Source organism: Pandoraea thiooxydans, from assembly GCF_001931675.1.
Classification (GTDB): Bacteria; Pseudomonadota; Gammaproteobacteria; order Burkholderiales; family Burkholderiaceae; genus Pandoraea; species Pandoraea thiooxydans.
This window is the reverse complement of the sequence record NZ_CP014839.1, coordinates 1565086-1589079: the sequence shown is the minus strand read 5'-3', so window position 1 is coordinate 1589079 and position 23994 is coordinate 1565086. Positions and strand designations below refer to the sequence as shown.

At 64.0% G+C, this 23994-nt stretch carries 24 protein-coding genes and 1 pseudogene; 13 read left to right on the top strand and 12 right to left on the bottom strand.

Annotation, left to right across the window (positions count from 1 at the left end; all coding sequences use genetic code 11):
* Positions 1–9 precede the first annotated feature (9 nt).
* Positions 10–1173: a serine hydrolase domain-containing protein gene (locus tag PATSB16_RS07275; RefSeq protein ID WP_052892604.1), complete on the top strand. Its 1164-nt coding sequence runs from the start codon at positions 10–12 to the stop codon at positions 1171–1173.
* Positions 1174–1182: 9 nt separating this feature from the next.
* Here PATSB16_RS07275 and PATSB16_RS07270 read toward each other — a convergent pair whose 3' ends face one another.
* Positions 1183–1881, bottom strand: coding sequence for an HAD family hydrolase (locus PATSB16_RS07270; RefSeq protein ID WP_047213453.1), 699 nt, complete (start codon positions 1879–1881; stop codon positions 1183–1185).
* 221 nt (positions 1882–2102) lie between these two features.
* On the opposite strand from PATSB16_RS07270, the gene PATSB16_RS07265 reads away from it, so the two are divergent.
* The 3 genes from PATSB16_RS07265 to map all read left to right on the top strand — a co-directional run bounded on the left by PATSB16_RS07265 (position 2103) and on the right by map (position 3878).
* Positions 2103–2726 carry an ABC transporter ATP-binding protein gene (locus PATSB16_RS07265; RefSeq protein ID WP_047213452.1) on the top strand — a complete coding sequence of 208 codons (624 nt, stop codon included), beginning with the start codon at positions 2103–2105 and terminating at the stop codon, positions 2724–2726.
* Positions 2727–2811: 85 nt separating this feature from the next.
* Positions 2812–3045 (top strand): ParD-like family protein, encoded by a 234-nt coding sequence (locus PATSB16_RS07260; protein ID WP_047213451.1) that lies wholly within the window; start codon positions 2812–2814, stop codon positions 3043–3045.
* Positions 3042–3878: a type I methionyl aminopeptidase gene (gene map, locus PATSB16_RS07255; RefSeq protein WP_047213449.1), complete on the top strand. Its 837-nt coding sequence runs from the start codon at positions 3042–3044 to the stop codon at positions 3876–3878. The genes PATSB16_RS07260 and map overlap by 4 nt, the downstream gene beginning before the upstream one ends.
* Before the next feature lie 48 nt (positions 3879–3926).
* Here the strand turns inward: map and PATSB16_RS07250 are convergent, their stop codons facing one another.
* The 7 genes and pseudogenes from PATSB16_RS07250 to PATSB16_RS07220 form a co-directional block, all read right to left on the bottom strand.
* Positions 3927–4529 carry a glutathione S-transferase family protein gene (locus tag PATSB16_RS07250; RefSeq protein ID WP_047213447.1) on the bottom strand — a complete coding sequence of 201 codons (603 nt, stop codon included), beginning with the start codon at positions 4527–4529 and terminating at the stop codon, positions 3927–3929.
* A gap of 28 nt (positions 4530–4557) precedes the next feature.
* Positions 4558–5411: pseudogene (gene fghA, locus PATSB16_RS07245) on the bottom strand (S-formylglutathione hydrolase).
* A gap of 14 nt (positions 5412–5425) precedes the next feature.
* Positions 5426–6532, bottom strand: coding sequence for an S-(hydroxymethyl)glutathione dehydrogenase/class III alcohol dehydrogenase (locus PATSB16_RS07240; protein ID WP_047213446.1), 1107 nt, complete (start codon positions 6530–6532; stop codon positions 5426–5428).
* A 65-nt stretch (positions 6533–6597) separates the two neighbouring features.
* Positions 6598–7947 carry a TIGR00366 family protein gene (locus tag PATSB16_RS07235; RefSeq protein ID WP_047216353.1) on the bottom strand — a complete coding sequence of 450 codons (1350 nt, stop codon included), beginning with the start codon at positions 7945–7947 and terminating at the stop codon, positions 6598–6600.
* Positions 7948–8146: 199 nt separating this feature from the next.
* Positions 8147–9283, bottom strand: coding sequence for a Rieske 2Fe-2S domain-containing protein (locus PATSB16_RS07230; protein ID WP_083566716.1), 1137 nt, complete (start codon positions 9281–9283; stop codon positions 8147–8149).
* Positions 9284–9411: 128 nt separating this feature from the next.
* Positions 9412–10428, bottom strand: coding sequence for a PDR/VanB family oxidoreductase (locus PATSB16_RS07225; RefSeq protein ID WP_237170316.1), 1017 nt, complete (start codon positions 10426–10428; stop codon positions 9412–9414).
* Positions 10429–10649: 221 nt separating this feature from the next.
* Entirely contained in the window at positions 10650–11534 is an 885-nt protein-coding gene (locus tag PATSB16_RS07220; protein WP_156884633.1) for a LysR family transcriptional regulator, read from the bottom strand.
* Between the two features lie 202 nt (positions 11535–11736).
* Between PATSB16_RS07220 and alkB the strand changes: the two genes are divergently transcribed.
* On the top strand, positions 11737–12384 hold the full coding sequence (alkB, locus tag PATSB16_RS07215; RefSeq protein WP_083566714.1) for a DNA oxidative demethylase AlkB: 648 nt from the start codon (positions 11737–11739) through the stop codon (positions 12382–12384).
* Positions 12385–12493: 109 nt separating this feature from the next.
* Positions 12494–12997 (top strand): hypothetical protein, encoded by a 504-nt coding sequence (locus PATSB16_RS07205; protein ID WP_047213443.1) that lies wholly within the window; start codon positions 12494–12496, stop codon positions 12995–12997.
* 144 nt (positions 12998–13141) lie between these two features.
* Here PATSB16_RS07205 and PATSB16_RS07200 read toward each other — a convergent pair whose 3' ends face one another.
* From PATSB16_RS07200 to PATSB16_RS07185, 4 genes are all read right to left on the bottom strand, one after another.
* The gene (locus tag PATSB16_RS07200) at positions 13142–13729 is read right to left on the bottom strand and encodes a class I SAM-dependent methyltransferase (protein WP_206093691.1); all 588 of its coding nucleotides are present in this window, start codon (positions 13727–13729) and stop codon (positions 13142–13144) included.
* Between the two features lie 179 nt (positions 13730–13908).
* Positions 13909–14274: a hypothetical protein gene (locus PATSB16_RS07195; protein WP_047213441.1), complete on the bottom strand. Its 366-nt coding sequence runs from the start codon at positions 14272–14274 to the stop codon at positions 13909–13911.
* 89 nt (positions 14275–14363) lie between these two features.
* On the bottom strand, positions 14364–15677 hold the full coding sequence (locus PATSB16_RS07190) for an ATP-binding protein (protein WP_047213439.1): 1314 nt from the start codon (positions 15675–15677) through the stop codon (positions 14364–14366).
* An 18-nt stretch (positions 15678–15695) separates the two neighbouring features.
* Positions 15696–16295, bottom strand: a complete 600-nt coding sequence (locus PATSB16_RS07185) for an undecaprenyl-diphosphatase (RefSeq protein ID WP_047213438.1) — start codon at positions 16293–16295, stop codon at positions 15696–15698.
* Between the two features lie 379 nt (positions 16296–16674).
* Here PATSB16_RS07185 and PATSB16_RS07180 point away from each other — a divergent pair, with 379 nt between their 5' ends.
* From PATSB16_RS07180 to PATSB16_RS07150, 7 genes are all read left to right on the top strand, one after another.
* Positions 16675–17268 (top strand): cation efflux transmembrane domain-containing protein, encoded by a 594-nt coding sequence (locus PATSB16_RS07180; protein WP_047213436.1) that lies wholly within the window; start codon positions 16675–16677, stop codon positions 17266–17268.
* A gap of 117 nt (positions 17269–17385) precedes the next feature.
* A complete protein-coding gene (locus tag PATSB16_RS07175; protein ID WP_047213434.1) occupies positions 17386–17904 on the top strand; it encodes a MaoC family dehydratase in 519 nt (172 codons plus the stop codon).
* Between the two features lie 78 nt (positions 17905–17982).
* Positions 17983–19365: an MFS transporter gene (locus PATSB16_RS07170; RefSeq protein ID WP_047213433.1), complete on the top strand. Its 1383-nt coding sequence runs from the start codon at positions 17983–17985 to the stop codon at positions 19363–19365.
* 19 nt (positions 19366–19384) lie between these two features.
* A complete protein-coding gene (locus tag PATSB16_RS07165; protein WP_047213431.1) occupies positions 19385–20809 on the top strand; it encodes an MmgE/PrpD family protein in 1425 nt (474 codons plus the stop codon).
* 24 nt (positions 20810–20833) lie between these two features.
* The gene (locus PATSB16_RS07160) at positions 20834–22012 is read left to right on the top strand and encodes an acyl-CoA dehydrogenase family protein (RefSeq protein WP_047213430.1); all 1179 of its coding nucleotides are present in this window, start codon (positions 20834–20836) and stop codon (positions 22010–22012) included.
* Positions 22009–23199 carry a CaiB/BaiF CoA transferase family protein gene (locus tag PATSB16_RS07155; protein ID WP_047213429.1) on the top strand — a complete coding sequence of 397 codons (1191 nt, stop codon included), beginning with the start codon at positions 22009–22011 and terminating at the stop codon, positions 23197–23199. Before PATSB16_RS07160 ends, PATSB16_RS07155 begins: the two co-directional genes overlap by 4 nt.
* 42 nt (positions 23200–23241) lie before the next feature.
* Entirely contained in the window at positions 23242–23988 is a 747-nt protein-coding gene (locus PATSB16_RS07150) for a GntR family transcriptional regulator (protein WP_047213427.1), read from the top strand.
* The last annotated feature ends 6 nt before the right edge of the window (positions 23989–23994 follow it).

Below are 23994 nucleotides of genomic sequence, written 5' to 3'. Positions count from 1 at the left end.
AGTTCGAGCATGAATCAACGCGCCATTGCGAACGAAACGCTCTTTCTCCAGGCCGACAACGTACTCGACAACGCGCTTGCCCGCCAACGGATCGTCGGCGCCGTGGTACTGGTCGCCCGCGACGGGCATATCGTGCATCGTCGCGCAGCCGGCTGGCTCGACCGGGAAGCTCGGCGGCCAATGCGCGAGGATGCGATCTTTCGGTTGTCGTCGCTGACCAAACCGATCGTGTCGGCCACCGCGCTGGCGCTGGCCGAGCGTGGTTTGATCCGCCTGGACGACCCATTGCAGCGCTGGCTGCCGGCCCTGGCGTTGCGCACGGCTGACGGCAAAGCCGCGACCATCACGCTGCGGCAATTGCTCACGCATACGGCCGGGCTCGACTATGGGTTCTTTCAGACGGCGCAAGGCCCATATAACGTTGCCAGGGTCTCCGACGGCCTTGCCGACGCGGGACTGGGCATCGACGAGCAATTGCGGCGGCTGGGCACCGTGCCGCTGAGCTTTCCGCCCGGTACTGTCTGGCGTTATTCGGTCGGCCTGGACGTGCTCGGCGAAGTGCTGGCACGCGCTGCCGGCCAAACGTTGCCGGCACTGGTGCGGCGTTATGTGTGTGACCCGCTGCACATGCACGACACCGCATTCACGGTGCGCGACGCCGAGCGCCTGGCCACACCCTACGCCGACGGCTCACCACCGCCGCGTATGGCCGACCCGCACGAAGTCGCCTTCATGGAAGGCCTGGCGGGTATCCGCTTCGCGCCATCGCGTGTTTTCGACGCTCGCTCGTTTGCCTCCGGCGGAGCCGGCATGGCCGGCAGCGCGCCGGATTTCATGCGCTTTCTGCTGGCGATCGCCAATGGCGGCGGCCCGATATTGCGGCCGGAGTCGGCCCAAGCCATGATGCAAAACCAGATCGGTCCGCTGCGCATCGACGTGGAACCGACGCGGTCGTGGGGATTCGGCTTTGGCGGCGCAGTCTTGCTCGATCGCGATCTGGCAGGCGAGCGTCGCTCGAACGGCACCTGGCGGTGGGGTGGCGTCTACGGGCATCACTGGTTCGTCGACCCGGGGCGCTCGCTGGTCGTGACGGTTCTGACCAACACGGCAATGGCCGGCATGTCGAGCCGCTTTACCGAGGACTTGCAGGCAGCAATTTACGAAGCGCTGTGACGCAAGGCGTCACCCGCCGCCTTGCGAGCCGGACCACGCCGTCAGCAGCGCCGGCAGTTGCGCCATCTCGCGAAACACGTGGGTGACGCCGGCCGCGCGCAAGGCGGCCGGGCTGCTGTGCCCAGTGTCGCTCGGACTGTAGCCGAACACCGTCGCGCCGGCCGCCACGCCAGCGCGCGCGCCGGTGACGGTGTCCTCGATTACCGCACAGCGCCCGGGCTCGACCGCCAGGGCTTGGGCCGCCGCCAGATAGACATCCGGATGCGGTTTGCTGCGCGGCATTTCATGCCCGCTGAAGATCCGGCCTTCGAAGCAATCGAGTATCCCCACCTTTGCCAGTTGCAGCTCCACCTTGCGCCGGTCGGCCCCCGAGGCCACGGCGATGCGGCCAGCGAGCGCGTCGTGCAACGCTCTGACGGCCAGCGGCGCGCCGGGTATTTCGATCAGCTCGCGCTCGATCGCCTCATTGCGCCGCTCGCGAAAGGCCGCCAGCCATTCGGGCGTGAGTGCGGCGCCGGTGCGTGCCTCGATCAGCGCTCGCTCGTCCTTGACCGCCTTGCCGGTGAAAATCCGCATGGTTTCCTCGACGCTGACGCACCAGCCCAGCTCGCCGAGCATTTCGGCGAGCACGCGGTTGGTGATCGGTTCGGAGTCGACGAGCACGCCGTCGCAGTCGAAAAGTATGGCATCGAAGGGAAATTCGGGCATCGCTCAAAGGCTTGGTGTGATGAGAAGGAGGCTGAAGCTTACCGTACCTGCCGGCACGGCGTCTTCCCCGACTGCCTGTCGCAGGCGGCACCGCAGTGACGACACCTGCGCGCGCCGTACAGCAAGGGCCGCACGGGCCTGCCGTGGGCTGCGCCGCATGCTGCTAAACTTGCCGCAGACTTTGCTCATCGGCGCGGCGCGCCATTCATTCCCGTTCTCCCATGCTTCGATTCGACAACCTTTGCAAACGCTACGACACGCACACGATCTTCGAGGGACTCCACTACGAGATGGGCGCCGGTTGCGTGGCGCTCGACGACGAGATGGGCAGCGGAAAATCCACCTTGCTCGGCATTCTCGCCGGCACCGTCGAGGCCGATGCGGGCGAGGTCTGGCTGGGTGGCCATTCGCTGCGCAGCGCGCCGCAGCGGGCCAAGGCGACACTCGCCTATATGCCGGACGATTGCCTCGAATACCCGCAGCTGACCGGTCGCGCGTTTCTCGAACAGGTGGCAGCCGACAGACACACCACGCTCGACCAGCGAACGCTCGAACTCACTGATCGCTTCGGGCTCACGCCTCACCTCGACAAACGCTTCGAGCAGATGTCGCTCGGCACCCGCAAGAAGCTTTATTTGAGCGCGGCCGCGCTGGGCTCGCCGGCCGTGGTCATCGCCGACGAACCGACCGGCGGCCTCGATGCCGCGGCACGCGCGGTGCTGGTCGACCTGTTCAAAATGCTGGGCCGGGACCGCGCGGTATTTTTCTCCTGCTACGACACGGCGCTGGCGCGCGCCTGCGGGGCGACGCTGATCGGATTCGCCGATCTGCGCAAAACCCCTTGAGCGCGCACGCCGGCCAGCCCAAGCCCGGGTCGCCGCGCAATTCTGCTAATATACGAAACGTTACCAATCGTATATTCCGAATCCAATGGGCATCGTTAAAATCTCCGACCAGATGCACGACGCGCTGCGCCATGCCAGCGCCGCGTTGAGCCGCTCGGTCAACGCGCAGGCCGAACACTGGCTACGGGTCGGCATGCTGGCCGAACTGCACCCGACCTTGAGCTACAGTGAAATCTGTCAACTGCTGATGCGGGCCGACGCGCCTGGGGCGGATCCGGCGCCGGCCACCACGCGACGACGTCTGGCGGAGGCCGTATGATGCGCGGCAAGCGACGTATCAAGCTCCGTTCGGCCGAGGAAATCGCCATGGCCCGCCGGGCCGGCGCACTGGCCGCCGAAGTGCTGGAGATGATCGCGGCACACGTCGCGCCAGGCGTCACGACCGACGAACTGGACCGGCTTTGCCATGATTTCATCGTCAACGTGCAACGCGCCACGCCGGCCAACGTCGGCTACCACGGCTATCCGAAAACCATCTGCGCGTCGGTCAACGACGTGATATGCCATGGCATTCCGTCCGGGCGACGCCTGGCCGATGGCGACATCATCAATATCGACGTGGCCGTCATCAAGGATGGCTGGTACGGCGACAGCAGCCGCATGTATTTCGCTGGGCAGCCCAGCGCGCCGGCCAGGAAATTGGTACAGACCACCTACGAAGCCATGCGCGCCGGCATCCTGGCGGTGCGTCCGGGCGCGACCCTGGGCGACGTCGGCCACGCGATCCAGAGCGTCGCCGAGCGCGACGGCTTCAGCGTCGTGCGCGAATACTGCGGCCACGGCATCGGCCGGATCTACCACGACGAACCCCAGGTGCTCCACTACGGGCGCCCCGGCACCGGCCTGACGCTCGCGCCGGGCATGATTTTCACGATCGAGCCGATGCTCAACGCCGGCCGCCCCGATACCAGGGAGCTCGCCGATGGTTGGACCGTGGTGACCAAAGACCGGTCGCTGTCGGCCCAGTGGGAACACATGGTGGTCGTCACGCAGGACGGCTTCGAACTCCTGACGCAGTGGCCGGACGGCCATGGGGAATATGAGCCGATTCAGGCGGGTGCGGGGGCGATGGCCGGCACCGCCGCGCAGTAGCGCCGGCGCCTTGACGCACGCGGGCGGGCGCGGCGCCCCCGCGATGCGTCACGGGGCGGGCACGCCCGGCATCGGAATGAATCCCGGCAAACGCTTGACCCGTTCGATCCACGCCAGGACGTGCGGGTAAGGCGTCAGATCGATGCCGCCCTCGCCCGCCATCGCGGTGTAGGGAAAGCATGCGATGTCGGCGATCGTCGGGTGACCCAGTTCCAGCCACGGGCGATCGGCCAGATGCGCATTCATGATTTTGAACACGCGGTGTGCGCCGGCCTGCAGTTTGTCGAGATCCAGCGGATAGTCGAGGATTTTCACCAGGCGCGCGCCCGCCGCGTTCATGATTTCCCCGCCGCCGGTCGACAGCCATTGGGCAATCCGCCCCATCGAGGCGGCATCGTCCGGAAACCATTGTCCGCTGGCATCATACTTTTTCGCCAGGTAGATCAGGATCGCCTGGGCGTCGCGCAGACGAAGATCGCCGTCCTCGAGGATCGGGATTTCGCCAAACGGATTCAACGCCAGGTATGCATCGCTCTTGTGCTCCTTGTTGACGAAATCGACGCTTTTCAACTCGCATTTCAGGTCGAGCATATTGAGCAGCAGCCGAATTTTGTAGCAGCTGCCGGATAATTCGAAGTCATACAATTTCATTGCAATGCGCTCCTAAGTAAAAGACCCATCACGCATACAGAACCCGCGCGTGATGCATGATGTGATCGGCCATAAAGGTCGAGATGAAGTAATAGCCGTGGTCGTAGCCGGGGTGGCGCCGCAGCGTGAGCGGCTGGCCGGCCCGGGCGCAGGCCGCCTCGAACTGCTCGGGGTGCAGTTGCTCGGCCAGGAATCGATCGGCCAGCCCCTGATCGATCAGAATGCCGTCGGCATACGGCTTCTTCATGCCCGCCATCAGCGCGCTGGCGTCGTGGCTTTGCCAGCGCTGCCGATTCGCCCCGAGGTACCCCCGGTGAATGCCTTGATGCCCCACGGGCACTGCGTGGGCGCGGCGATCGGCGCGAACGCCGATACCGAGGCAAACAGCCCCGGGTGGCGCAGCGCCAGCACCAGCGCGCCGTGCCCGCCCATCGAGTGGCCGAAGATGCCGGTGCGCGCCGCATCGAGCCCGAACTCGGCCTGCGCCAGCGGCAACAGCTCGCCCGTCACGTAGCTCTCCATCCGGTAGTGCCGGGACCACGGCGCCTCGGTGGCATCCAGATAGAAGCCCGCCCCGACACCGAAGTCCCAGCTGTCGGCCTCGCCCGGCAGGTTCGCCCCGCGCGGGCTGGTGTCCGGCGCGAGCAGCGCGATGCCGTGTTCGGCCGCCAGCCGCTGCGCGCCGGCCTTGATCATGAAGGTCTCTTCGGTGCAGGTCAGCCCCGCCAGATACACCAGCGCCGGGATGGGTCCCGCGCCACGCCCCTGCGCCGGCGGCAGGTAGACCGCGAAGCGCATCGGCAGCCCGATGGTTGCCGAGGCGTGCAGGTAGAAGCGCTGCACGCCGCCGAAGCAGGCGTGTTCGCTGAGCAGTTCGAGCATCGCGCCGGCCCCGCTCAATACAGTACGACCGAGCGGATCGACTCGCCGCGCTTCATCAGGTCGAAGCCGTCGTTGATCTGCTCGAGCGTGAGCGTGTGCGTGATCAGGTCGTCGATGTTGAGCTTGCCTTCCATGTACCAGTCGACGATCTTCGGCACGTCGGTGCGCCCGCGCGCCCCGCCGAAGGCCGAGCCCTTCCACTCGCGCCCGGTCACCAGCTGGAACGGCCGCGTGCTGATCTCCTGCCCGGCCGCCGCCACCCCGATGATGAACGACTGGCCCCAGCCCTTGTGGCAGCACTCGAGCGCCTGGCGCATGGTGGTGACGTTGCCGATGCACTCGAAGCTGTAGTCGGCCCCGCCGTCGGTGAGCTGCACGATGCGATCGACCACGTTCTCGACTTCCGTGGGGTTGATGAAGTCGGTCATGCCGAATTTGCGCGCGAGCTCGACCCGCCGCGGGTTGATGTCGACGCCGATGATCTTGTCGGCGCCCACCATCTTCGCGCCCTGGATCACGTTCAGCCCGATCCCGCCCAGGCCGAACACCACCACGTTGGCCCCGGCTTCGACCTTGGCCGAGTAGACCACCGCGCCCACCCCGGTGGTGACCCCGCAGCCGATGTAGCACACTTTGTCGAACGGCGCGTCTTCGCGGATTTTGGCCACCGCGATCTCCGGCACGACGATGTAGTTGGAGAAGGTGGAGGTGCCCATGTAGTGCAGGATCGGCTTGCCCCCCAACGAGAAGCGCGAGGTGGCGTCGGGCATCAGGCCGCGCCCTTGGGTGGCGCGGATCGCCTGGCACAGGTTGGTCTTGCGCGAGAGGCAGAATTTGCACTGGCGGCATTCGGGCGTGTACAGCGGGATCACGTGATCGCCCTTTTTGAGGCTGGTCACCCCCGCGCCCAGATCCACCACCACGCCCGCGCCCTCATGGCCCAGAATGGCCGGGAACAACCCTTCCGGGTCCGCCCCCGACAGCGTGTAGTAGTCGGTGTGGCAAATGCCGGTGGCTTTCACTTCGATCAGCACTTCGCCCGCGCGCGGGCCCTCCAGATCGACTTCCTCGATCGTCAACGGCTTGCCCGCTTCCCAGGCTATGGCGGCGCGTGTTTTCATCCTTTGTTTCCCTTTCAGTCAATGTTTGCGTCGATCCGATGTCATCTCGCATGTCCTCCCGGCTCTCAGTGGAGCAGCGGCACCAGCACCAGATAAACCAGCCCAAAGAAGCTTCCGCAGGCAAGAAAACTCACGAAGGTGAAGCCAATCACGCGCTGCACGCCGACGCCCGCGATCGCCACGACCGGAATCGCCCAGAACGGTTGCAGCAGGCTGGCGGCCAGTTCGCCCGTGGCAATACCCATGGCGGTGCCCGGCAGGGACGCGCCCAATTGCACGGCCGCCGGAATCGTGAACGGCCCCTGCACGGCCCAATGCCCGCCGCCGCTGGGAATCAGCAGCGTGATGAACAGCGAGCCGATATAGCTCCAGAACGGCAACGTGTGGCCCGAGGCAAAATGGATGAAGGCGGAGGAAGCCACTTGCGCCAGTCCGGTGGCCGACATGATGCCCATGATCCCGCCATAGAACGGATACTGCAGCAGCATCGGACCGGTGACCCGCGCTGCCTTGGAAATCGCGTCGACATACGCTCGCGCGCTGCCGTGCAGGGCAAGTCCGGTCAGCAGGAAGATAAAGATCACCGTGTTGATGTCGAGGCTGACGCCGTGCTGGCTCCACTCCTGGGCGAGATAGGCAACGCCGGCCACCACGAACACCATCGCGCAAATACGCGATCCCTCGAGTCGCCCGGCGATGGACTTGCGCTTGACGCCACCGTCGCTGTGCGCATCCTGTTCAGCCAGCGCCTGCGGATCGGCTGCAATGACGTCGCCGGGCGCGGCTCGGATCAACATGAACAGCGCCGGCAGAAGCACGGTGGCCAGTAACCCGGGCAACAGGATCCAGGAGGCAAACACGGTTTGCGACAGCGGCACGACCGAGTGAATCTGTTTTTCGATCAGGTTGAGCGGACTGCCCGGCGAAGCGATCGACAGAGCGATCGAACTCGACATACCGGTGAACGCCCACAATACCCAGGACGTATAACTGGCCGCCACCAACCAGGCGAAGTCGACGCGCACACGCTTGGCAACCTCCTTGGCCATCATCGCGCCGACCACCAGCCCGAACCCCCAGTTCAGAAACGTCGCTCCGGCGCCAACGGCGAACACGATGGCCACCGCCGAGCCGGGTCCGCTCGCCAGCAGCGCCACGCGGCGCAGACCGGTCTGCACCACATTCGCGTTGGCCAGGGCGTACCCGGTCACCAGAATCAGCACCATCTGGAATGCGAACGTGAAGATGCCGACAATCCCCTTGTACCAACCGGTGAGAATCACCGAGGGCGTTCCGTGAGGCGCCAGAAAGAACGCGCACAGCGCGGTCACCGCCGTCAGCAGAATCACGATCACGAAAGGATCCGGCATGATCCGTTCGAAGAGATAAACACACGTATACACGCAGCGCTGCATCAGCGTTTTACGTGAGCTTTCGCTCACGGGTTCGACGCTCGGGGTTTCGATAGCTCGAGTTTCCACAATGTATCTCCTGGGATGAACCGCATGTCTTATATTTATCGGTAAAGCTGGCTTGAGGGCGACGGCCGGTCTGATGCGTGCAACGTGAGCCGCGGCAGACCGCGGCTTGGGGGCGTCGCTCGGAAACGATGCGTCAGGCCGTCGCCACGCCACCTCCTTGCGCCACCAGCGCGATGGTGTGTTCGGAAGGCTTGTCGTCGCCCGCCTTTGGCAGCCGCTCCTGGCGCTGCATGGTCATCAAAATCTGGCGGGCACGGCGCAGCGCCTTGTCTGACTTGAGGAACAGCTCGGCGTAGCCGTCATCGGGATATTCGAACATCTTCTGCTGCCGCTCGAGCGCCCATTGGTCCTGCGCGACGACCGACGGAAACATTTCGGCCACTTTATGGGCGGTGGGAATCGTCGGATCGCTCAATGGCGTGTGCCCCTTTTTGCACGACACCGACCAGCGCCACACAAGATTGCGCTCGTCTACCGGGAAATGCAGGTGCAGCAACGTGTACCCCCGCACGGCATCGGTGTCGAGCTGTCCCGGTGGCGCCACATGCATCTCGACCCGCGTCAGGCCCGGGCTGACCATGCAGTGCGTATGCAGCCGCTCGACTTCGTCGTACAGAAACCATTCGCGCAGATATGGGGGCTGCCGATAATGCTCGACGCGCCGAATGGTCTTCACGTATTGATACCCCTCCGACTCCCCTTCTTCGAGTTCGACCGGAATCAGGCTGTTTTCCTTGTCGCCGATATTGCCGTCGTGCAACGGATAGAAGTGACTGATATCCAGCAGGTTTTCGATCAGCAGCAAGTAATTGGCCGGCACCCGCAAGGGTCCGGGCGATCCCACCGCGACCTTGCCGGGATCGACCACTTCCGGAGTGCGCGGCGGCCGCTTGCCCGCGGCCTGCGCGGCGTCGCCGGGCCACACCCAAACCACGCCGTCCTGCTCGACGACCGGCACGGTCCGGAGCCGGGCCTGCGGTGGGATCGCCTTGTCCGGCTGCGACGGGATCGCCACGCACTGCCCGCTGGTGTCGTAGCACAGTCCATGGTAAGCACACTCCAGATGGCCGCTGTCGAGAAGTTTGCTCTCCGACAACGGGAATCGCTTGTGGCAGCAGCGATCATCGAATGCCACCACCTCGCCCTGCTCCGAGCGCCACACGACGATCGGCCGGTTGGCAATTTTGTGGCCCTGCAGTTCGTCCACCGGAAATTCTGCCGAAAATCCCAGCGGGTACCAGCAATTCGACACGTATTCAAATGCACTCATGAGTCTCACCTCCAGTAAATCTCTTACGAAATTTAGTTAGCTGTACTAATACGAAATGAAAATTACAGAGCGTCGATGATCGATCGGCGCGAACCACGATGCCCGGCCGCACGATCGTTATGCGAGTTTCAGAGATCCAGAACGAGAGATCGGCCGCGCGCCCGGCTGCAGCAAATCATGACGAAGTCCTCGCGGTCTTCGTCGTCGAGCACGGAGTCCCGGTGCAGGGGCTGACCAGCCAGATAGCGCGTCATGCAGGTGCCGCAATACCCCTGGCGGCAGGACACGTCGACCTCCACGCCGTTGGCGACCAGCGCATCGACAATCGTCTGTCCCGCCGCGACGGTCAGCCGCTTGCCGCTCTTCGCCAGTTCGATTTCGAACGGTGCGTCGGCCTCGGGATCGTCCGACGCGCCCGAGGAAGCCGGCGCGCTGAACCGCTCGCAATGGACGGCCTGCGCCGGCCATCCCGACGCCGCATGCTCGACGGCATCGAGAAAGCCGACGGGTCCGCAGTAATAGAGGTGCGCGCCGGCAGGGTAATCGCGCAGCACGTGCCTCAGGTCGAGGCTATTGGCGACGTCGCCGTAGTCGTGATGCACGAGCGCGACGCCGGCCTCGATCAAGGGCCGCAGTTTGCGCAGGAAAGCCGTGCGTTGCGGCGTGCGCGTGCAGTAATACAAATGGAATGGCTTGCCAGCCGCGCGCGCCTGGGCAACCATCGACATGATGGGTGTAATGCCGATGCCGCCAGCGAGGAATACATAACTCAAGGCGTTCGCTGCCAGCGGAAAGTGATTGCGCGGCACTGAAATCGTGACCATCGCGCCCGGATGCAGTTGCTCGTGCATCGCCAGCGAGCCGCCGCGCCCACGCGGGTCGCGCAGCACGGCCACGACATAGCGGTGGCGCTCGGCGGGATCGTTGCACAACGAGTACTGGCGGATGATGCCGCCGGGCAAATGAACATCGATATGGGCGCCCGCCGAGAACGCGGGCAAAGGTCGGCCCTGCGGGCAGACAAACTCGAAACTGCAAATGTCTTCGGCCAAGTAGGCCACTGCCCTGAGCATGACGCTCAACTTTGCATTGCCGTGCTGCGCCGATTGCTCGCGCATCGGGCTCGCCGTCTCCGTTGTCGACATCTCCGTCCTCCAGAAAGGGGAGCGGTGCCGTCATCGCCGCGTGACATTACCCGCTTGGCGATGCGCCCGCTTTTGTTTTCCTTTGAAGAGATACTCGGTTAACGCAGACACAAATTCAAACGATATTTTCCGGGCTTTTCCCATCAATTTTTTTGAACAGTCCGGTCGGGCCCGCCAATGCGGCCGTGCCTGACCTCAGACGTGCGATGCCGACCGCCCTGTCACTTTTCGAAGTCGCTGACCTCCCTGGCCAGTTCGGCGACGCTGCGCGCCAGCGAATACGCGTGCCCCTGCGGGAAAGCAGCGATGAACTCCACCGGATCAAAGGGGTCTTCGACGTCGATCACAGCCAGCCGGCCCTGGGCAATGTCCGCCTCGTAGCCGCGGATCGGCAGGTAGGACACCCCCATGCCCGCGATCGTCATCGAGGCTGCGACCGCGACGCTTTTGCAACGCGCCAGATACTGGCAGCGCGCGTGATCGCGCCGAAACCACTCCTCGATCGCCGAGTAATGAAAAGACTCCGGCTTCAGGCCGATGACAGGCCATGCGGCCAGTTGCGAAGGCCGATAGACGCGCCGCTCGAGCCCCAGATCGGGACTTGCCATCCAGACGAATGGCACCTTGCCCAGCGACAGTGTCGAGGCATTCTGTTGTCGCGTATAACCCGGCGCAAGTACCAGTTCCAATTCGCCTTTGGCCAGATCGTCCATCAAGTCGCCGGTCAGGGCCTCTTCGATCTCCAGGCGCACGTGCGGATAACGCTGCGCGATGAGTTTGATCAATTGCGGCAGCCAGGTGGTGGAGATCACCTCGGCCACGCCAAAACGCACCGACCCGACAACCGATGCGCGCGCGGCGATACGGTGCTCGAGCTCGGTGGATAGATCCAGCATGCGGGTCGCGTATTCCATCAGCTCGCGGCCTTTTGGGGTGAGTCGAGCCTTGCGCTGCGTGCGATCGAACAGCTCGACGCCCAGGCTGTTTTCCAGTTCCCGAATACGCATCGAAACCGTGGACTGCGTCGCATACAGGCGCTCGGCCGCGGCCGAGAAACTGCCGAGATTGACGGTCCAGAAGAATGTCTCCAATTGTTGTAGCGTCATGCTGTCCTCGCGATGCAACCGATCGTCGCCATGAAGCGCCGCCCATGTTAGCACTGCGCATCGCAGCGTCGTTTAGCCCCGGGGTACTGCGCACCCGACAGCGCGCCCAACCTCGCGATTCGAGTGCAAGCCGCCGAGTGCGGGCAGCGCCATTGTCGGCTAAAGTAGTGGACATCGATGTAAATTCACGCGCATGCAACGTATGTCCCTCCCGCAAGGCACCCTTTTCGATTCGGACACTCCGCTCGCGCTCGGCTCGCACGCGTTCGTGCTGCCGGGTCTGGCGTTGCCCTATGTGCCCGAGCTGCTGCCCGCGCTGGACGCGATCCAGCGTGTGGCGCCCTTCCGGCATATGGTGACGCCCGGGGGCTTCGAGATGTCGGTGCAACTGACCAACTGCGGGGCGTTGGGTTGGGTCACGGACCGGCACGGTTACCGCTATACCGCGCATGATCCCGCCACCGGCCAGCCCTGGCCGCCAATGCCGCCGTCATTCCTTCACCTGGCGCGGGAAGCCGCCGCGCGTGCCGGCTTCGACGACTTCACCCAGGACGCCTGCCTGATCAATTGTTATGAGCCCGGCTCGCGCATGTCGCTGCATCAGGACCGGAACGAGCAGGATCTGTTCGCCCCGGTCGTTTCCGTGTCGCTCGGATTGCCAGCCATTTTCCAGTTCGGCGGGCTCACGCGAAGCGGGCGCCCGGCGCGCGTGCCGCTCGTGCATGGCGACGTCGTCGTATGGGGCGGCCCGGACCGTTTGCGTTATCACGGCGTGCTGCCGATCGAGGATGGCTTGCATCCATTGCTCGGCGCTCGCCGCATCAACTTCACATTGCGCCGCGCGGCCTGAGCAAGCCGCACGTCGAATGACGCTGCCGCCTGGCCGCCGAGATTTTCTGTCGATCCACCTAAAACTATATATACTGTATATACTGTTTAATAAAAATTGAGAGAGATCGATGGCAATCACACGCAAAACGCCCGTCAGCGCTCGCAGCAAACCTGCCGCTAAACCTGCCGCTAAACCTGCCGCTAAACCTGCTGCTAAACCCGCCGCTAAACCTGCTGCTAAACCTGCCGCTAAACCTGCCGCCAAGTCTACGGGCCGTCCTGTTCCGAGCGGCGTCGTGGCCGATAAAAAAACGGCGCAGGCGAGCAAGCCTACCGGGAGCACGCTAAAGAGCACTGCCAGCGCGGCGCTCACCGCCGCACCGGCAAAAGACGAGAAGGCACCGAAGAAGGTCAAGGTAAAGGTCATTCGCGACAGCTTCACGATGCCTGAGTACGACCACGCCAAACTGGCCCGGTTGAAAAAGAAATGTCTGGCCGAAGGCGTTCATGTCAAGAAAAGCGAACTGCTGCGCGCCGGCCTCGCGGCGCTGGAGGTCATGCCGCTCAAGCGCCTGCTGATCGAAGTGCAGGCGCTTGCCAAAGTGAAAACGGGGCGGCCCGGCAAGGTTTGACGAGATTGGGTAGTGTTGGCACGCGGCGCTACGGAGTTGCCCGTTTGACCGGCCGCCTGACGGCGCATCATCGACTGCTCGGCGGCGCCGGTCACGCAGCGCGTTGCGCACGCCTGAGAACGCTGGCGCAGGCGCCCCGCAGCGTCATCGGTTCGATCGGGCTTCGCTGCGCGCGAAGGTAAGCACGCGCGCCGGCGGCAGATTGTGCCAGACGATGCTGCTCGCGCATGGTCTGAATCCGGGCGGCTGATGCCGGCGCAAACCGGGCAGATCGTAGGTGAACTGAATCACGATACCGCCCGTGGCGCAGACGCGAACCCATTGCGCCAGAATTTCTCCGGCCTCCGGCGCAGGCAGCGAGCGTAGCGGCAAACTCGATACGATGGCATCGACTCTCGCCCCCGCCGGCAACAGCTGCGCCAGTTTCGCAGCGTCGCCCTGCAGCACGCGCACGGCAGGAAAGCGCTGGCGCAGATGACGCACGAATACGCCCGAGCGCTCGACGACCAGCAACCGTTCGGGCAAGACGCCGCGCGCGAGAATCGCCTCGGTAATCGCGCCGGTGCCGCCGCCCAACTCGACTACCCAACCGGTTCCGTCGACCGGCACCTGGGCAGCCATGCGGCGTGCCAGCGCCTGCGAGCTGGGCCACACCGCGCCGACCGCACGCGGTTTATCGAGCAGTTCCTGCGCAAACATCCACGTTGCCGAGCGCCGCATACGCTGCGCCATCAGTTGCAGCATCATCGAAAAATAGGCCATATTCTCGCGCTGGGGCTCCCTATCAAATGGTTATCGGCATGACCGCGGCTTTACACTCGCATGAGGCTGCGATGCGCTGTGTGGGCCGGAGCCGCTCGCCTTGCCGTGTATGTCCTGGCCGGTATCGGTGATCGTTCGATGGCTTGATTCTATAAGAGATAGCGCGCAGCGTCGAATCGGCGATCTAGACTCCGGCGGCCATCGCCTTGTGCCGCACATGTCCGTTCGGCATCGGCAAGCGCCCCCTCGGCCTGCATCAACTGCTCCTCGGTGGTCAACCCCTGCACGTATAAGGCAAGTGTTTTCAGCAACGCGCCATGTGCCTGCGCGTAATACCGTCCTGCCTGGCGTTGCGCTCGCAGTTCGGCGCGCCGCTCCATGGCCGTCACGGCAACCGCGCGCGGCGCCATCGTTTCGTTGTGCGACACGACTGTCTGTGTGGCGCTTGCGGAGCGGCTCTCGCCCAACGCAAAGCTGGAGAGCATCAACATCATCAAGGCAAGGCTTTTTCTCATGAGATTTCACCATACGATTAGTTTCGCTTCATGTCGGCGACACGGGCCACGCCGCGCATGCCAATAACCCCTGGCAAGACAGACTGTCGTTAGCCATGGTCGCGCGGCAAAATGAGTCGGACCCGCAAGCCGCGCGGGGCCGTGGCAAATACGTCTTCAAGCACCACCCGGCCGTGCAGGCGCTCGACAATCGTGCGCACGATCGCCAACCCAAGGCCTGAGCCAAAATCATCGCTGCCGCCGACACGAAAGAACGGATCGAACACCCGTGCCTTGTCTGCTTCGGCGATGCCGGGGCCGCTGTCGGTAATGCTTACCTCGATCTCGCCGACGCTGGCTTGCAAACCGATTTCAACCTTGCCGTGCGGCGGCGAGTAGCGAATCGCGTTGTCCAGCAGATTGCGCAGCATGGCGAGCAGATCCGTGCGGGCCGCGCGCAGCTGCGTCTGGCCGCCCTGGTCGCGCAACACCAGCGTGACATCCTTGCCTTGTGCCAATGCCTCACACTCTTGCAATGCCTGCCGCATCACATTAGCGATCGACAGGCTTTCGATCGGATCCTGCGGATTGGACTGGGATCTGGCCATCGCAAGCAATTGTTCGAGCAGGTTGCGCGTGCGCTGCAACCCGGCTTTCAGGCTGGCCACGCGCAGGCGCGCCTCGGGGTCGAGCGCGGCACGTTCGACATTGGCGGTTTGCAGCAACAACGCGGTGATCGGCGAGCGCAGCTCATGCGCCGCATCGGCAATGAAGCGCCGCTGCTCGGCCAGCGCCCGCGTCAGGCGCGTCAGCAGCCCGTTGATCGAATGCAGAAAGGGTTTGATCTCCTGCGGAGCGTCTTCGAGATCGAGCGGACTCAGATCGCCCTGGCCTCGCGCATCGATATCGGACGACAGGCGCTCGACTGGCGCCAGGGTCTTGCGCACCGAGACGACGATCAGCGTAACGAGTAACGGCAGCAGGATCAGAAACGGCATGGCTGTGCGCATGCCGCTGTCTCGCGCCACTTCGTCGCGCCCCTCGGTGCTTTGCCCGACCGCCACGCGCCGGCCATCCTCAAGTGATCTGACATAGAACCGCCAGGAGCGACGCGCGAGATCGACGGTCTGAAAGCCATTGGCCATGTTCGCCGGCAGCGGCAAGGCATGCTCGCCGGGCTGGCCCAGCACCTGCACCGTAAAGCGCGAGTCGTTGTCCTTGACGACGACCGGCAAATCGCCGCGCTCGGCTATCGACAGAATTTTCGAATCGATCAGCGCGGCAACCTGAATCAGTTGATCGTCCTGAAACTCGTAGGCCTCCTGGAATGCCGAAAAAAACGAAATAAAGCCCGCAATCGCGCCGACCAGCAAGATACATGCGGCTTGCCACGAAATCAGACGATATTGCAAAGAGTTTGTCATAACACGGGCTCGCAACGGTCACGCGACGAACCAGCCGCGCCGAATGAACGGAGCACAAACTTGGCGGTACAGCATCGCCATCCATTGGTAAGTGCTCAGTCCCAGCGAGTTGCGCAGCGCGTGCGCCAACGACCCGGCGAGCACCCCCACCGCCAGCGAGCCAGCCATATCCAGGGGAAAATGCACCCCGACGTAAATTCTCGCCCACGCAATCGGCAACCCGGCCAGCAGCGCGAGCGTGCCGATCCGACGCCACCGCGGCTGCAGCACAAAGGCGAAAGCCACGCTCCAGATCAGCGTCAGATGATCGCTCGGGAAGGACGAATCAGGCGCATGAGCGATCAGGGTGTGCCCAAGCCCCAGCACGAACGGGCGCGGGTGATCCCACACCATACCGATCAACTGATTGACCAGCAGGCCGGCCAGACCGCTCAAGGCCGCCAGGACCAGCGCCTGCTTGGTGTGCGTGGACCCGCGCAGCCAGCCGATGACCAGGCCGAGCGGGACGACCCAAATGAAGTCCTGCGCGAAGAAATACGAAAATTGCCCGAGCCATGCCGGCGGCCGATTCGATGCCGCATTGATCAATAGGAAGAGTGTCGTGTTGAGATGTTCCATGGTGCATCCTGCAGGTGCGTTGGTCCGGTCGAAGTGGCGGGGTCACCGGCGCTGCGGTGCAGCGGCGCTCCGATGGTCGGACAGTTTCCTGCCGCGCACGTCGCCGCACTCGTTCCCACCAGGGACATGATGAACTTCGAATCAAATATTATTGGCGGTGGCGGCGCACCCGCAACCGACGATGATTTCAGTCTAAGTGCCGAAACTTAGGCATGGCTTAGCATGGCGCTCGACCCAGCCCGCGCTCGAAGCAGCTTTTTACAGGATCGTGCGAACAGCGTTAGGATGGAGACAGCGATTCGACGGAGCCCCACACCATGCCCCACGTGCAATGCCATGCCACGCTTGCCCCGGCCACATCCATCCGCAAGGCTGCAGCATGACCTGTGACTGCGCGCCCACCCATATCGAAAGCGCCGCACAACGCAAAATGCTGCGCATGGCGCTGACGCTGAACGCCGCCATGTTCGTCATCGGCACGCTGCTCGGTTATTGGGCCCAGTCGACCGGCGTTCTCGCCGACGCGCTCGACATGCTCACCGATGCCATTGCCTACGGACTGGCGCTGCAGGCTGCCTCGCGTGGCGCCGCGTTCAAGCGCCACAGCGCGCAATATAGTGGCCTGGTATTGTTGCTGCTCGGCGCGGGCATCGCCGCGCAGGCTCTCTGGCGATGGTATGCCGGCAGCCAACCGGTCGGGCCGGCGATGATGGCCTACGCGGTCGTCTCCTTTGCCGTCAACCTCTACGTGTTGACGAAGCTGACCCGATTCCGGCATGACGGGGTTCACCTGAGCGCGAGCTATCTCTGCACGCGCGCGGACGTGCTCGCCAATATCGCGGTGTTCGTCTGCGGCGGCGTCATCGTCGTGACCGGTGCGCATTGGGTCGATCTGCTGGTCGGTTTCGCTATCGCACTGTATGTCTTCAAGGAGGCGGGCGAAATCCTGCGGCAGGCTCGCCTGGCCCGGTGAACCGCTTCCACCCAGCCATTCCCGGGCTTTCGAATTTTCATTGCGGCAACTTGACTTCCGTTTTTTTATCGCCGATACTTTGTCCGTACAAAGTAATAAACATTTATTGGAGGAGTCATGGACGCAAAAGCAATTGCCGCCGCGGGCGAGACGCGCCGCATTCGCGCCAGCTATGGGCGCTATCTAGAAGATTTCATCGTCGGCGATATTTACGAACACCGCCCGGGGCGCACCATCACCGAGGCCGACAATATCCATTTCTCGTTGCTGACGATGAATTTCCACCCGATGCACTGCGACGCGGCCTACGCAGCCAAGAGCGAGTTCGGGCGCCTGCTGGTCAACAGCGGCCTGACCGTGGCCATCGTGCTGGGCATGACGGTCAACGACGTGAGCGGCAAGGCGATCGCCAATCTGGGCTGGAAAGAGATCAAGCTGAGCGCACCGGTATTTTGCGGCGACACGCTCTATGCGGAATCCGAGGTACTGGAAAAGCGCGAATCCCGCTCGCGGCCAACCCAGGGGATCGTCACGGTGCATACGCGCGCATTTAATCAAGACGGCGTGCAGATCATGGAATTCATCCGCAGTGCACTGATTCCCAAGCGCGGGCATGGCGTGGACGACGACCAATAGCGGCCGTCATTCACGACCTGCAGTCGATCGACCGCTACGGTGAGAAAGGCGGCGTTCAATTCAATCAGGAGACATTACATGCATGCTCATAGCGTCAACGCCGGACCACGCCTGGACCGGCTTCCCATTTCCAGGTTTCACTGGAAAATTCTCGGCCTGATCAGCGGCGGCGCTTTGCTTGACGCGTTCGACATCTATCTGGCCGGCGGCGTGATCGCGGCCATGGTCAAGCATGGGTTCGCCACGCTGCAAAGCGGTGCGGCGTTTATTTCGGCAACATTTTTCGGCATGCTGGTAGGCTCCGCGCTGGCCGGCTACATTGGCGATCGCTTTGGCCGGCGTTATTCGTATCAGGCCAACCTGGCCATATTCGGCATAGCATCGCTGCTGGCCTGTTTCGCCCCGAACATTCAGACGGTGATCGCACTGCGTTTCGTGATGGGGTTAGGCCTGGGAGCCGAATTGGTCGTCGCCGCCGGCACTCTGTGCGAGTTCGTGCCGCCCGCCTACCGCGGCCGCTGGATTTCGCTCATGGGACTGATCATCAATTCCGGCTTGCTGCTGGCCACCAGCGTCGGCTACCTGGTGATTCCCAACCTGGGTTGGCGATGGATGTTCGCGCTTGCGGGCGGCGGCGCTCTCGTCATCTGGATCATGCGCAAACGCATGCCTGAGTCGCCGCGCTGGCTTGAATCCGTTGGCCGTCTCGACGAGGCCGAGGCCACGCTCGCGGCCATCGAGACTGAAGTGGAAAAGCGCCACGGCCCGCTGCCCGCCGCAGCTGCCACACAGCCGGTCATGGCGCTCAAGGTGCCCGTATCCGTGCTTTTCACGCGCCCGGTCATCGGCCGCACGCTGGTGGCTGCGCTGACCTGCGTGGCGGTCAACATGGCGGTCTACGGCTTCGTCGCATGGCTGCCGACGTTCTTCGTCAAACAGGGGTTGACAGTGGTGCAATCGTTGGGCTTTACCACGCTGATGGCGTTTGGCGCGCCTGGCGGCGCGTTGGTCGGCTATCTGCTGGGCGACAAGATCGGGCGCAAGAAAGGGTTGATCGTGTTTTCGCTGGCCAGCATCGTGCTCGGTTATATCTACCCGCAAATGCGTGATCCGGCGGCCATCTCGATCATCGGCTTCTGCCTGGTGACATCGATCTTCACGATCGTCACGCTTGGTCTGTTCGGCTATATCCCGGAACTGTTCCCTACCGCCTACCGCCTGCGCGGCACCGGTTTTGCCGGGGTGTGCGGTCGCGCCGCGTCGATGAGCACCCCGTACTTGGCCGTCTATCTGTTCCAGCGCTTTGGCCTCACGGGGGTCCTGTCGATGGTGATCGGTGTGCTGGGTTTGCTGATCGTCGGCCTGCTGGCGCTGCGCGTCGAGACCAACCAGCAATCGCTGGAGGAAATCAGCGTCCCGGAACTCGATGGCGCGCCGGCCGGGATCGGCCAGGCATCCTGAATACCCAAGGAGATATTTCATGAACGCAGCAGCAACTCCCTCCAACGCCGAAGCGACGCCGCAGTTGCCGATCGCGCCGCAACTGGCCGACTTCGCGCTGGGTCTGCGACTCGATCGGGTACCGGCGGCCGTGCGCGAGCGCGCCAAGCACCTGCTGCTCGATGCGATCGGCCTGGCCTATGCTTCGCATGACTACGATTTCGCAAAGGTTTCGCTGCGGGCCATGCTGTCGCTCGGCAGCGGGACCGCGACGGTGATTGGTCACGGCCGGCTGCTGCAGCCGCGCGACGCGATGTTGATGAACGGCGTGCTGGTGCATGGCCTGGATTTCGACGACACGCATTCGCGCGGGGTGATTCATGCCACGGCCAGCATTTTTCCGTGTGCCTTCGGCGGCGCGGAGCGCGTGGCCGCCAGCGGCGCGCAAATGCTGGCCGCGTATATCGCGGGCATGGAAGTGGCGACTCGCGTGGGCGCGGTGGCGCAAGGCGGTTTTCATCAGATCGGGTTTCATCCGACCGGTGTCGCCGGTGTGTTTGGCTGCGCCGTGGCCGCGGCTCGCCTGGACGGACTGAGCGCCCAGCAAACCGCAATGGCCCAGGGCATTGCGCTGTCGATGGCCAGCGGCAGTCTCGAGTTTTTGCAGGACGGCGCATGGACCAAGCGTATCCATCCGGGCTGGGCCGCCGGCGCCGGCATGACCGCCGCGGCGCTCGCCAAGCAGGGGTTCATCGGGCCGCAGGCGCCATACGAGGGACGCTTCGGTCTGTATGCCAGTTATCTCGGCGAGATGCGCGCGCAGGCCGACTTGTCGCTCGCGACCGCGGGGCTCGGCCAGCAGTGGCAAATCGAGGAAGTCGCCCTCAAGCCGATTCCGGCCTGCCATTTCACGCATGCCGCGGCCGACGCCGCCGTGGCGCTGCATCGCCAGCTCGGCGGTAACGGAGGTGGCGGCATCGCACGCGTGCGCGTGAAAATGCCGCAGCAGGTGGTCAAGACCGTCTGCGAGCCGGTCGCCAACAAGCGTCGCCCCGCCAACAGCTACGAGGCTCAGTTCAGCATTCCCTACATCGTCGCCTGCGGCTTGCTCAAGGGCCGCTTTACGCTCGACGAGCTCGAGCCGGCGGCGTTGGGCGCCCCGGACGTGCTGGCGCTGGCCGGCAAGGTCGATTATGAAGTCGATCCGGAATCGACTTTCCCGCGTCACTATACCGGCGAGGTCATCCTGGAAATGGCCGACGGCCGCCAGCTTGCGCACCGCGAGGCAATCAATCGCGGCAGCGCCGACCGGCCGCTCACCAACCACGATATCAGCGAGAAATACTTTATCAATGCCAGGCGCGCCCTGCCCGAGTCGCGCGCGGCGCAAATCCGCGAAACGGTGCTGTCGCTCGAGCGGCTCGACGCCGGCGTGCTGCACGCGCTGCTGGCCGAACCCATTTGACCTTTGGATCGAGGAGACTTTTTCATGATTGCCCCCAATGCGCCTTCGTCGGACGCTGCCGCCGACGATAACGAGCAACTCATTCTGGACATGCTCGACCGCTTCCTCAAGGCCGAGGTTGCGCCTCACGTGCGCGCGCTGGAAAGCAGCGATACCTACCCGGAGGAAATCGTCGAACACATGAAGACGATGGGCCTGTTCGGCTGTCTGATCGCCCCGGAATATGGCGGCCTGGGTCTGAACACGCGCACCTATGCGCGCATCATCGAACGCATGTCTGCCGTATGGATGTCGGTCAGCGGCATCATCAACTCGCATCTGATCATGGCCATGGCGGTGCAGCGCTTCGGCACCGAGGCGCAAAAACAGGCGTATTTGCCGCGCTTTGCCACCGGCGAGCTGCGCGGCGGCATCGGGCTGACCGAGCCGGACTGCGGCACCGACCTGCAGGCCATCCGCACCGCGGCCCGGCGCGATGGCGATCATTACGTGGTCAACGGCGCGAAAACCTGGATTACCAACAGCCTGCACGGCAATTGCCTGATTCTGCTGGTCAAGACCGACCCGGCGGCCGAGCCGCGCCATCGCGGCATGAGCCTGCTGATCGCCGAGAAAGGACCCGGCTTTCAAGTCAGCCGCAAGCTCGAGAAGCTCGGCTACAAAGGCATCGATACGTGCGAGCTCAACTTCGACGACTACCGCGTGCCGGCCGATCGCCTGCTCGGCGGCGAGGAAGGCCGCGGACTTCAGCAAATCCTCGGCGGGCTGGAGCTCGGCCGCATCAACGTCGCGGCGCGCGGTCTGGGCATCGCGGCAGCCGCCCTCGACGCATCGGTGGCGTATTCGCAAATGCGCAAGACGTTCGGCAAGCCGATCTGCGAGCATCAGGCGATCCAGCTCAAGCTCGGCGAAATGGCCACCCGCGTGCAGGCGGCGCGCCTGCTGGTGGATGCCGCCGCGCAGGCCTACGACCGCGGCGAGCGGTGCGACATGGAAGCCGGCATGGCGAAATATTTCGCGACCGAGGCCGGCGTGGAGAACAGCATCGAAGCGATGCGCATTCACGGCGCCTATGGCTATTCGAAGGAGTTCGATATCGAGCGCCTGTATCGCGATGCGCCTCTGTTGGTGATCGGCGAGGGGACCAACGAGCTGCAGCGCATCATCATCGCCAAGCAACTGATCGCAAGGAATCCTGTATGAGTTTGCCACTTTCCGGACTGCGCGTGGTCGCGGTCGAGCAATACGGCGCCGGCCCATTCGCCACGCAGCATCTGGCCGACCTGGGCGCCGACGTCATCAAGATCGAAAATGCCAAGGACGGCGGCGACGTCGGCCGCGCGGTGGGCCCGCACTACTTCGGCCCGGGCGACAGCCACTTCTACGAGGCGTTCAACCGCAACAAGCGCAGCCTCACGCTCGATCTGAAATCGGCCGAGGGGCGTGAGATCCTGCAGCAACTGGTCGCCAAGAGCGACGCGCTGTTCGACAACCTGCGCGGCGACCTGCCGGCCAAGCTCGGGCTCGACTACGCGTCGCTGGCCGCCGCCAATCCGGCGCTGGTTTGCGTGCATCTGTCCGCTTATGGCCGCACTGGTTCGCGCCAGGCGTGGCCCGGCTATGACTATCTGATGCAGGCCGAGGCGGGATATCTGTCGCTGACCGGCGAACCGGACGGTCCGCCCGCGCGCTTCGGCCTGTCGATTATCGACCTGATGACCGGCACGACCGCCGCGATGGCGCTGCTCGCCGGCGTGCTCGAGGCACGCAGCGCCGGACGCGGGCGTGACCTCGATGTGAGCCTGTTCGATGTCGCGCTGCATAACCTCGCCTACGTCGCCACCTGGTACCTCAATGGCGGACACACCACCCGGCGCGAGCCGCGCTCGAGTCACCCGTCGCTCACGCCCAGCGAGCTGTATCGCACGCGCGACGGCTGGATCTTCCTGATGTGCAACAAGGAAAAGTTCTGGGGCGTGCTGGCCGAAGTGCTGGGCAAACCGGAATGGATCGACGATCCCGAGCTATGCAATTACAAGGCGCGGCTGGCCAATCGCAATCGGGTGCGGCGCGAGCTCGACGACGTGCTGATGACGCAGGACACCGCCACCTGGATGACGCGCTTCGCCGGCAAGGTGCCGGCCTCGCCGGTCTACGACGTGGCCCAGGCGCTGGGGAACCCGTTCGTTGCCGAACAGGACCGGGTGCTCGATTTTGTGCATCCCGAACACGGCCCGATTCGCGGCGTCGCCTCGCCGGTGCGCATCGACGAGGCGTTGCCCACGCGCGCCGCGCCGCGCATGGGCGAGCATACCGAGGCGATTTTGCGCGACCTCGGGTACGACGATACCCGCATTGCTTGGCTGCGCGAGAAAGCTGTGGTGCAATAATAAGGCCCTTAATCGCTTCCTATCGCCGCCTTTGAAATCCGCATGACGACACTGCTCAACCAACAGCCTCGCTATTTGCAACTGGCCCAGACGCTGATCAACGAGATTCAGGCGGGCAAATACGGCATCGGCGATCTGCTGCCGACCGAATACGATCTGTGCGAGCAGTTCGGGGCCAGTCGCTTTACCGTGCGCGAAGCCGTCAAGCGGCTGGTCCAGATGGGCCTGGTCGACCGCCAGGCCGGCGTCGGCACCCGTGTGCGGGCGCAGCAGGCGGTCAGCGGCTACCAGCAGGTCATGCAGCAGCTCGGCGATCTGCAGCAATACACGGCCGACACCGAACTCGACATCGTCTCCCGGCAAACCATCGAGATCGACGAAAGCCTGTGCGGCCTGCTGCGCGCGACTCCCGGCGAGACGTGGCTGCGCATCGAGGCCTTGCGGCGCTCGGGCGAGTCCCGCTACCCGATCTGCGTGAGCGAGATTTACATCCACCCGGCATTTCGCACCGTCGAGAACGTCGGCTCCGCGACGCACGAGCCGATCTACACGCTGATCGAACGCCAGTTCGGCGAACAGATCACCGAAGTGCAGCAGGAAATCCGCGCGGTAAACGTCACCGGCGCACAAGCCCGGCAGCTCAACGTCAAGGCCCGCTCCGCGGCGTTGTGGATTTGCCGGCACTATATCAATCGACGCGGCGAAGTCGTGGAGGTGGCGATCAGCACACACCCCGCCGAGCGCTTCAGCTACTCGGAGAAGTTCCAGCGCGACTGGCGCCCCGTCTGAACAACT

Bases quoted from the DNA above. Each gene is read 5' to 3' on its own strand.
- PATSB16_RS07185 (WP_047213438.1), bottom strand. From the start codon at position 16,295: ATGGAACATCTCAACACGACACTCTTCCTATTGATCAATGCGGCATCG.
- PATSB16_RS07235 (WP_047216353.1), bottom strand. From the start codon at position 7,947: ATGCAGCGCTGCGTGTATACGTGTGTTTATCTCTTCGAACGGATCATG.
- PATSB16_RS07250 (WP_047213447.1), bottom strand. From the start codon at position 4,529: ATGAAATTGTATGACTTCGAATTATCCGGCAGCTGCTACAAAATTCGG.
- map (WP_047213449.1), top strand. From the start codon at position 3,042: ATGATGCGCGGCAAGCGACGTATCAAGCTCCGTTCGGCCGAGGAAATC.
- PATSB16_RS07240 (WP_047213446.1), bottom strand. From the start codon at position 6,532: ATGAAAACACGCGCCGCCATAGCCTGGGAAGCGGGCAAGCCGTTGACG.
- PATSB16_RS07170 (WP_047213433.1), top strand. From the start codon at position 17,983: ATGCATGCTCATAGCGTCAACGCCGGACCACGCCTGGACCGGCTTCCC.
- PATSB16_RS07160 (WP_047213430.1), top strand. From the start codon at position 20,834: ATGATTGCCCCCAATGCGCCTTCGTCGGACGCTGCCGCCGACGATAAC.
- PATSB16_RS07275 (WP_052892604.1), top strand. From the start codon at position 10: ATGAATCAACGCGCCATTGCGAACGAAACGCTCTTTCTCCAGGCCGAC.
- PATSB16_RS07265 (WP_047213452.1), top strand. From the start codon at position 2,103: ATGCTTCGATTCGACAACCTTTGCAAACGCTACGACACGCACACGATC.
- PATSB16_RS07200 (WP_206093691.1), bottom strand. From the start codon at position 13,729: ATGGCGCAGCGTATGCGGCGCTCGGCAACGTGGATGTTTGCGCAGGAA.
- PATSB16_RS07270 (WP_047213453.1), bottom strand. From the start codon at position 1,881: ATGCCCGAATTTCCCTTCGATGCCATACTTTTCGACTGCGACGGCGTG.
- alkB (WP_083566714.1), top strand. From the start codon at position 11,737: ATGTCCCTCCCGCAAGGCACCCTTTTCGATTCGGACACTCCGCTCGCG.
- PATSB16_RS07260 (WP_047213451.1), top strand. From the start codon at position 2,812: ATGGGCATCGTTAAAATCTCCGACCAGATGCACGACGCGCTGCGCCAT.
- PATSB16_RS07230 (WP_083566716.1), bottom strand. From the start codon at position 9,283: ATGAGTGCATTTGAATACGTGTCGAATTGCTGGTACCCGCTGGGATTT.
- PATSB16_RS07195 (WP_047213441.1), bottom strand. From the start codon at position 14,274: ATGAGAAAAAGCCTTGCCTTGATGATGTTGATGCTCTCCAGCTTTGCG.
- PATSB16_RS07205 (WP_047213443.1), top strand. From the start codon at position 12,494: ATGGCAATCACACGCAAAACGCCCGTCAGCGCTCGCAGCAAACCTGCC.
- PATSB16_RS07155 (WP_047213429.1), top strand. From the start codon at position 22,009: ATGAGTTTGCCACTTTCCGGACTGCGCGTGGTCGCGGTCGAGCAATAC.
- PATSB16_RS07220 (WP_156884633.1), bottom strand. From the start codon at position 11,534: ATGACGCTACAACAATTGGAGACATTCTTCTGGACCGTCAATCTCGGC.
- PATSB16_RS07180 (WP_047213436.1), top strand. From the start codon at position 16,675: ATGACCTGTGACTGCGCGCCCACCCATATCGAAAGCGCCGCACAACGC.
- PATSB16_RS07225 (WP_237170316.1), bottom strand. From the start codon at position 10,428: ATGTCGACAACGGAGACGGCGAGCCCGATGCGCGAGCAATCGGCGCAG.
- PATSB16_RS07165 (WP_047213431.1), top strand. From the start codon at position 19,385: ATGAACGCAGCAGCAACTCCCTCCAACGCCGAAGCGACGCCGCAGTTG.
- PATSB16_RS07190 (WP_047213439.1), bottom strand. From the start codon at position 15,677: ATGACAAACTCTTTGCAATATCGTCTGATTTCGTGGCAAGCCGCATGT.
- PATSB16_RS07175 (WP_047213434.1), top strand. From the start codon at position 17,386: ATGGACGCAAAAGCAATTGCCGCCGCGGGCGAGACGCGCCGCATTCGC.
- PATSB16_RS07150 (WP_047213427.1), top strand. From the start codon at position 23,242: ATGACGACACTGCTCAACCAACAGCCTCGCTATTTGCAACTGGCCCAG.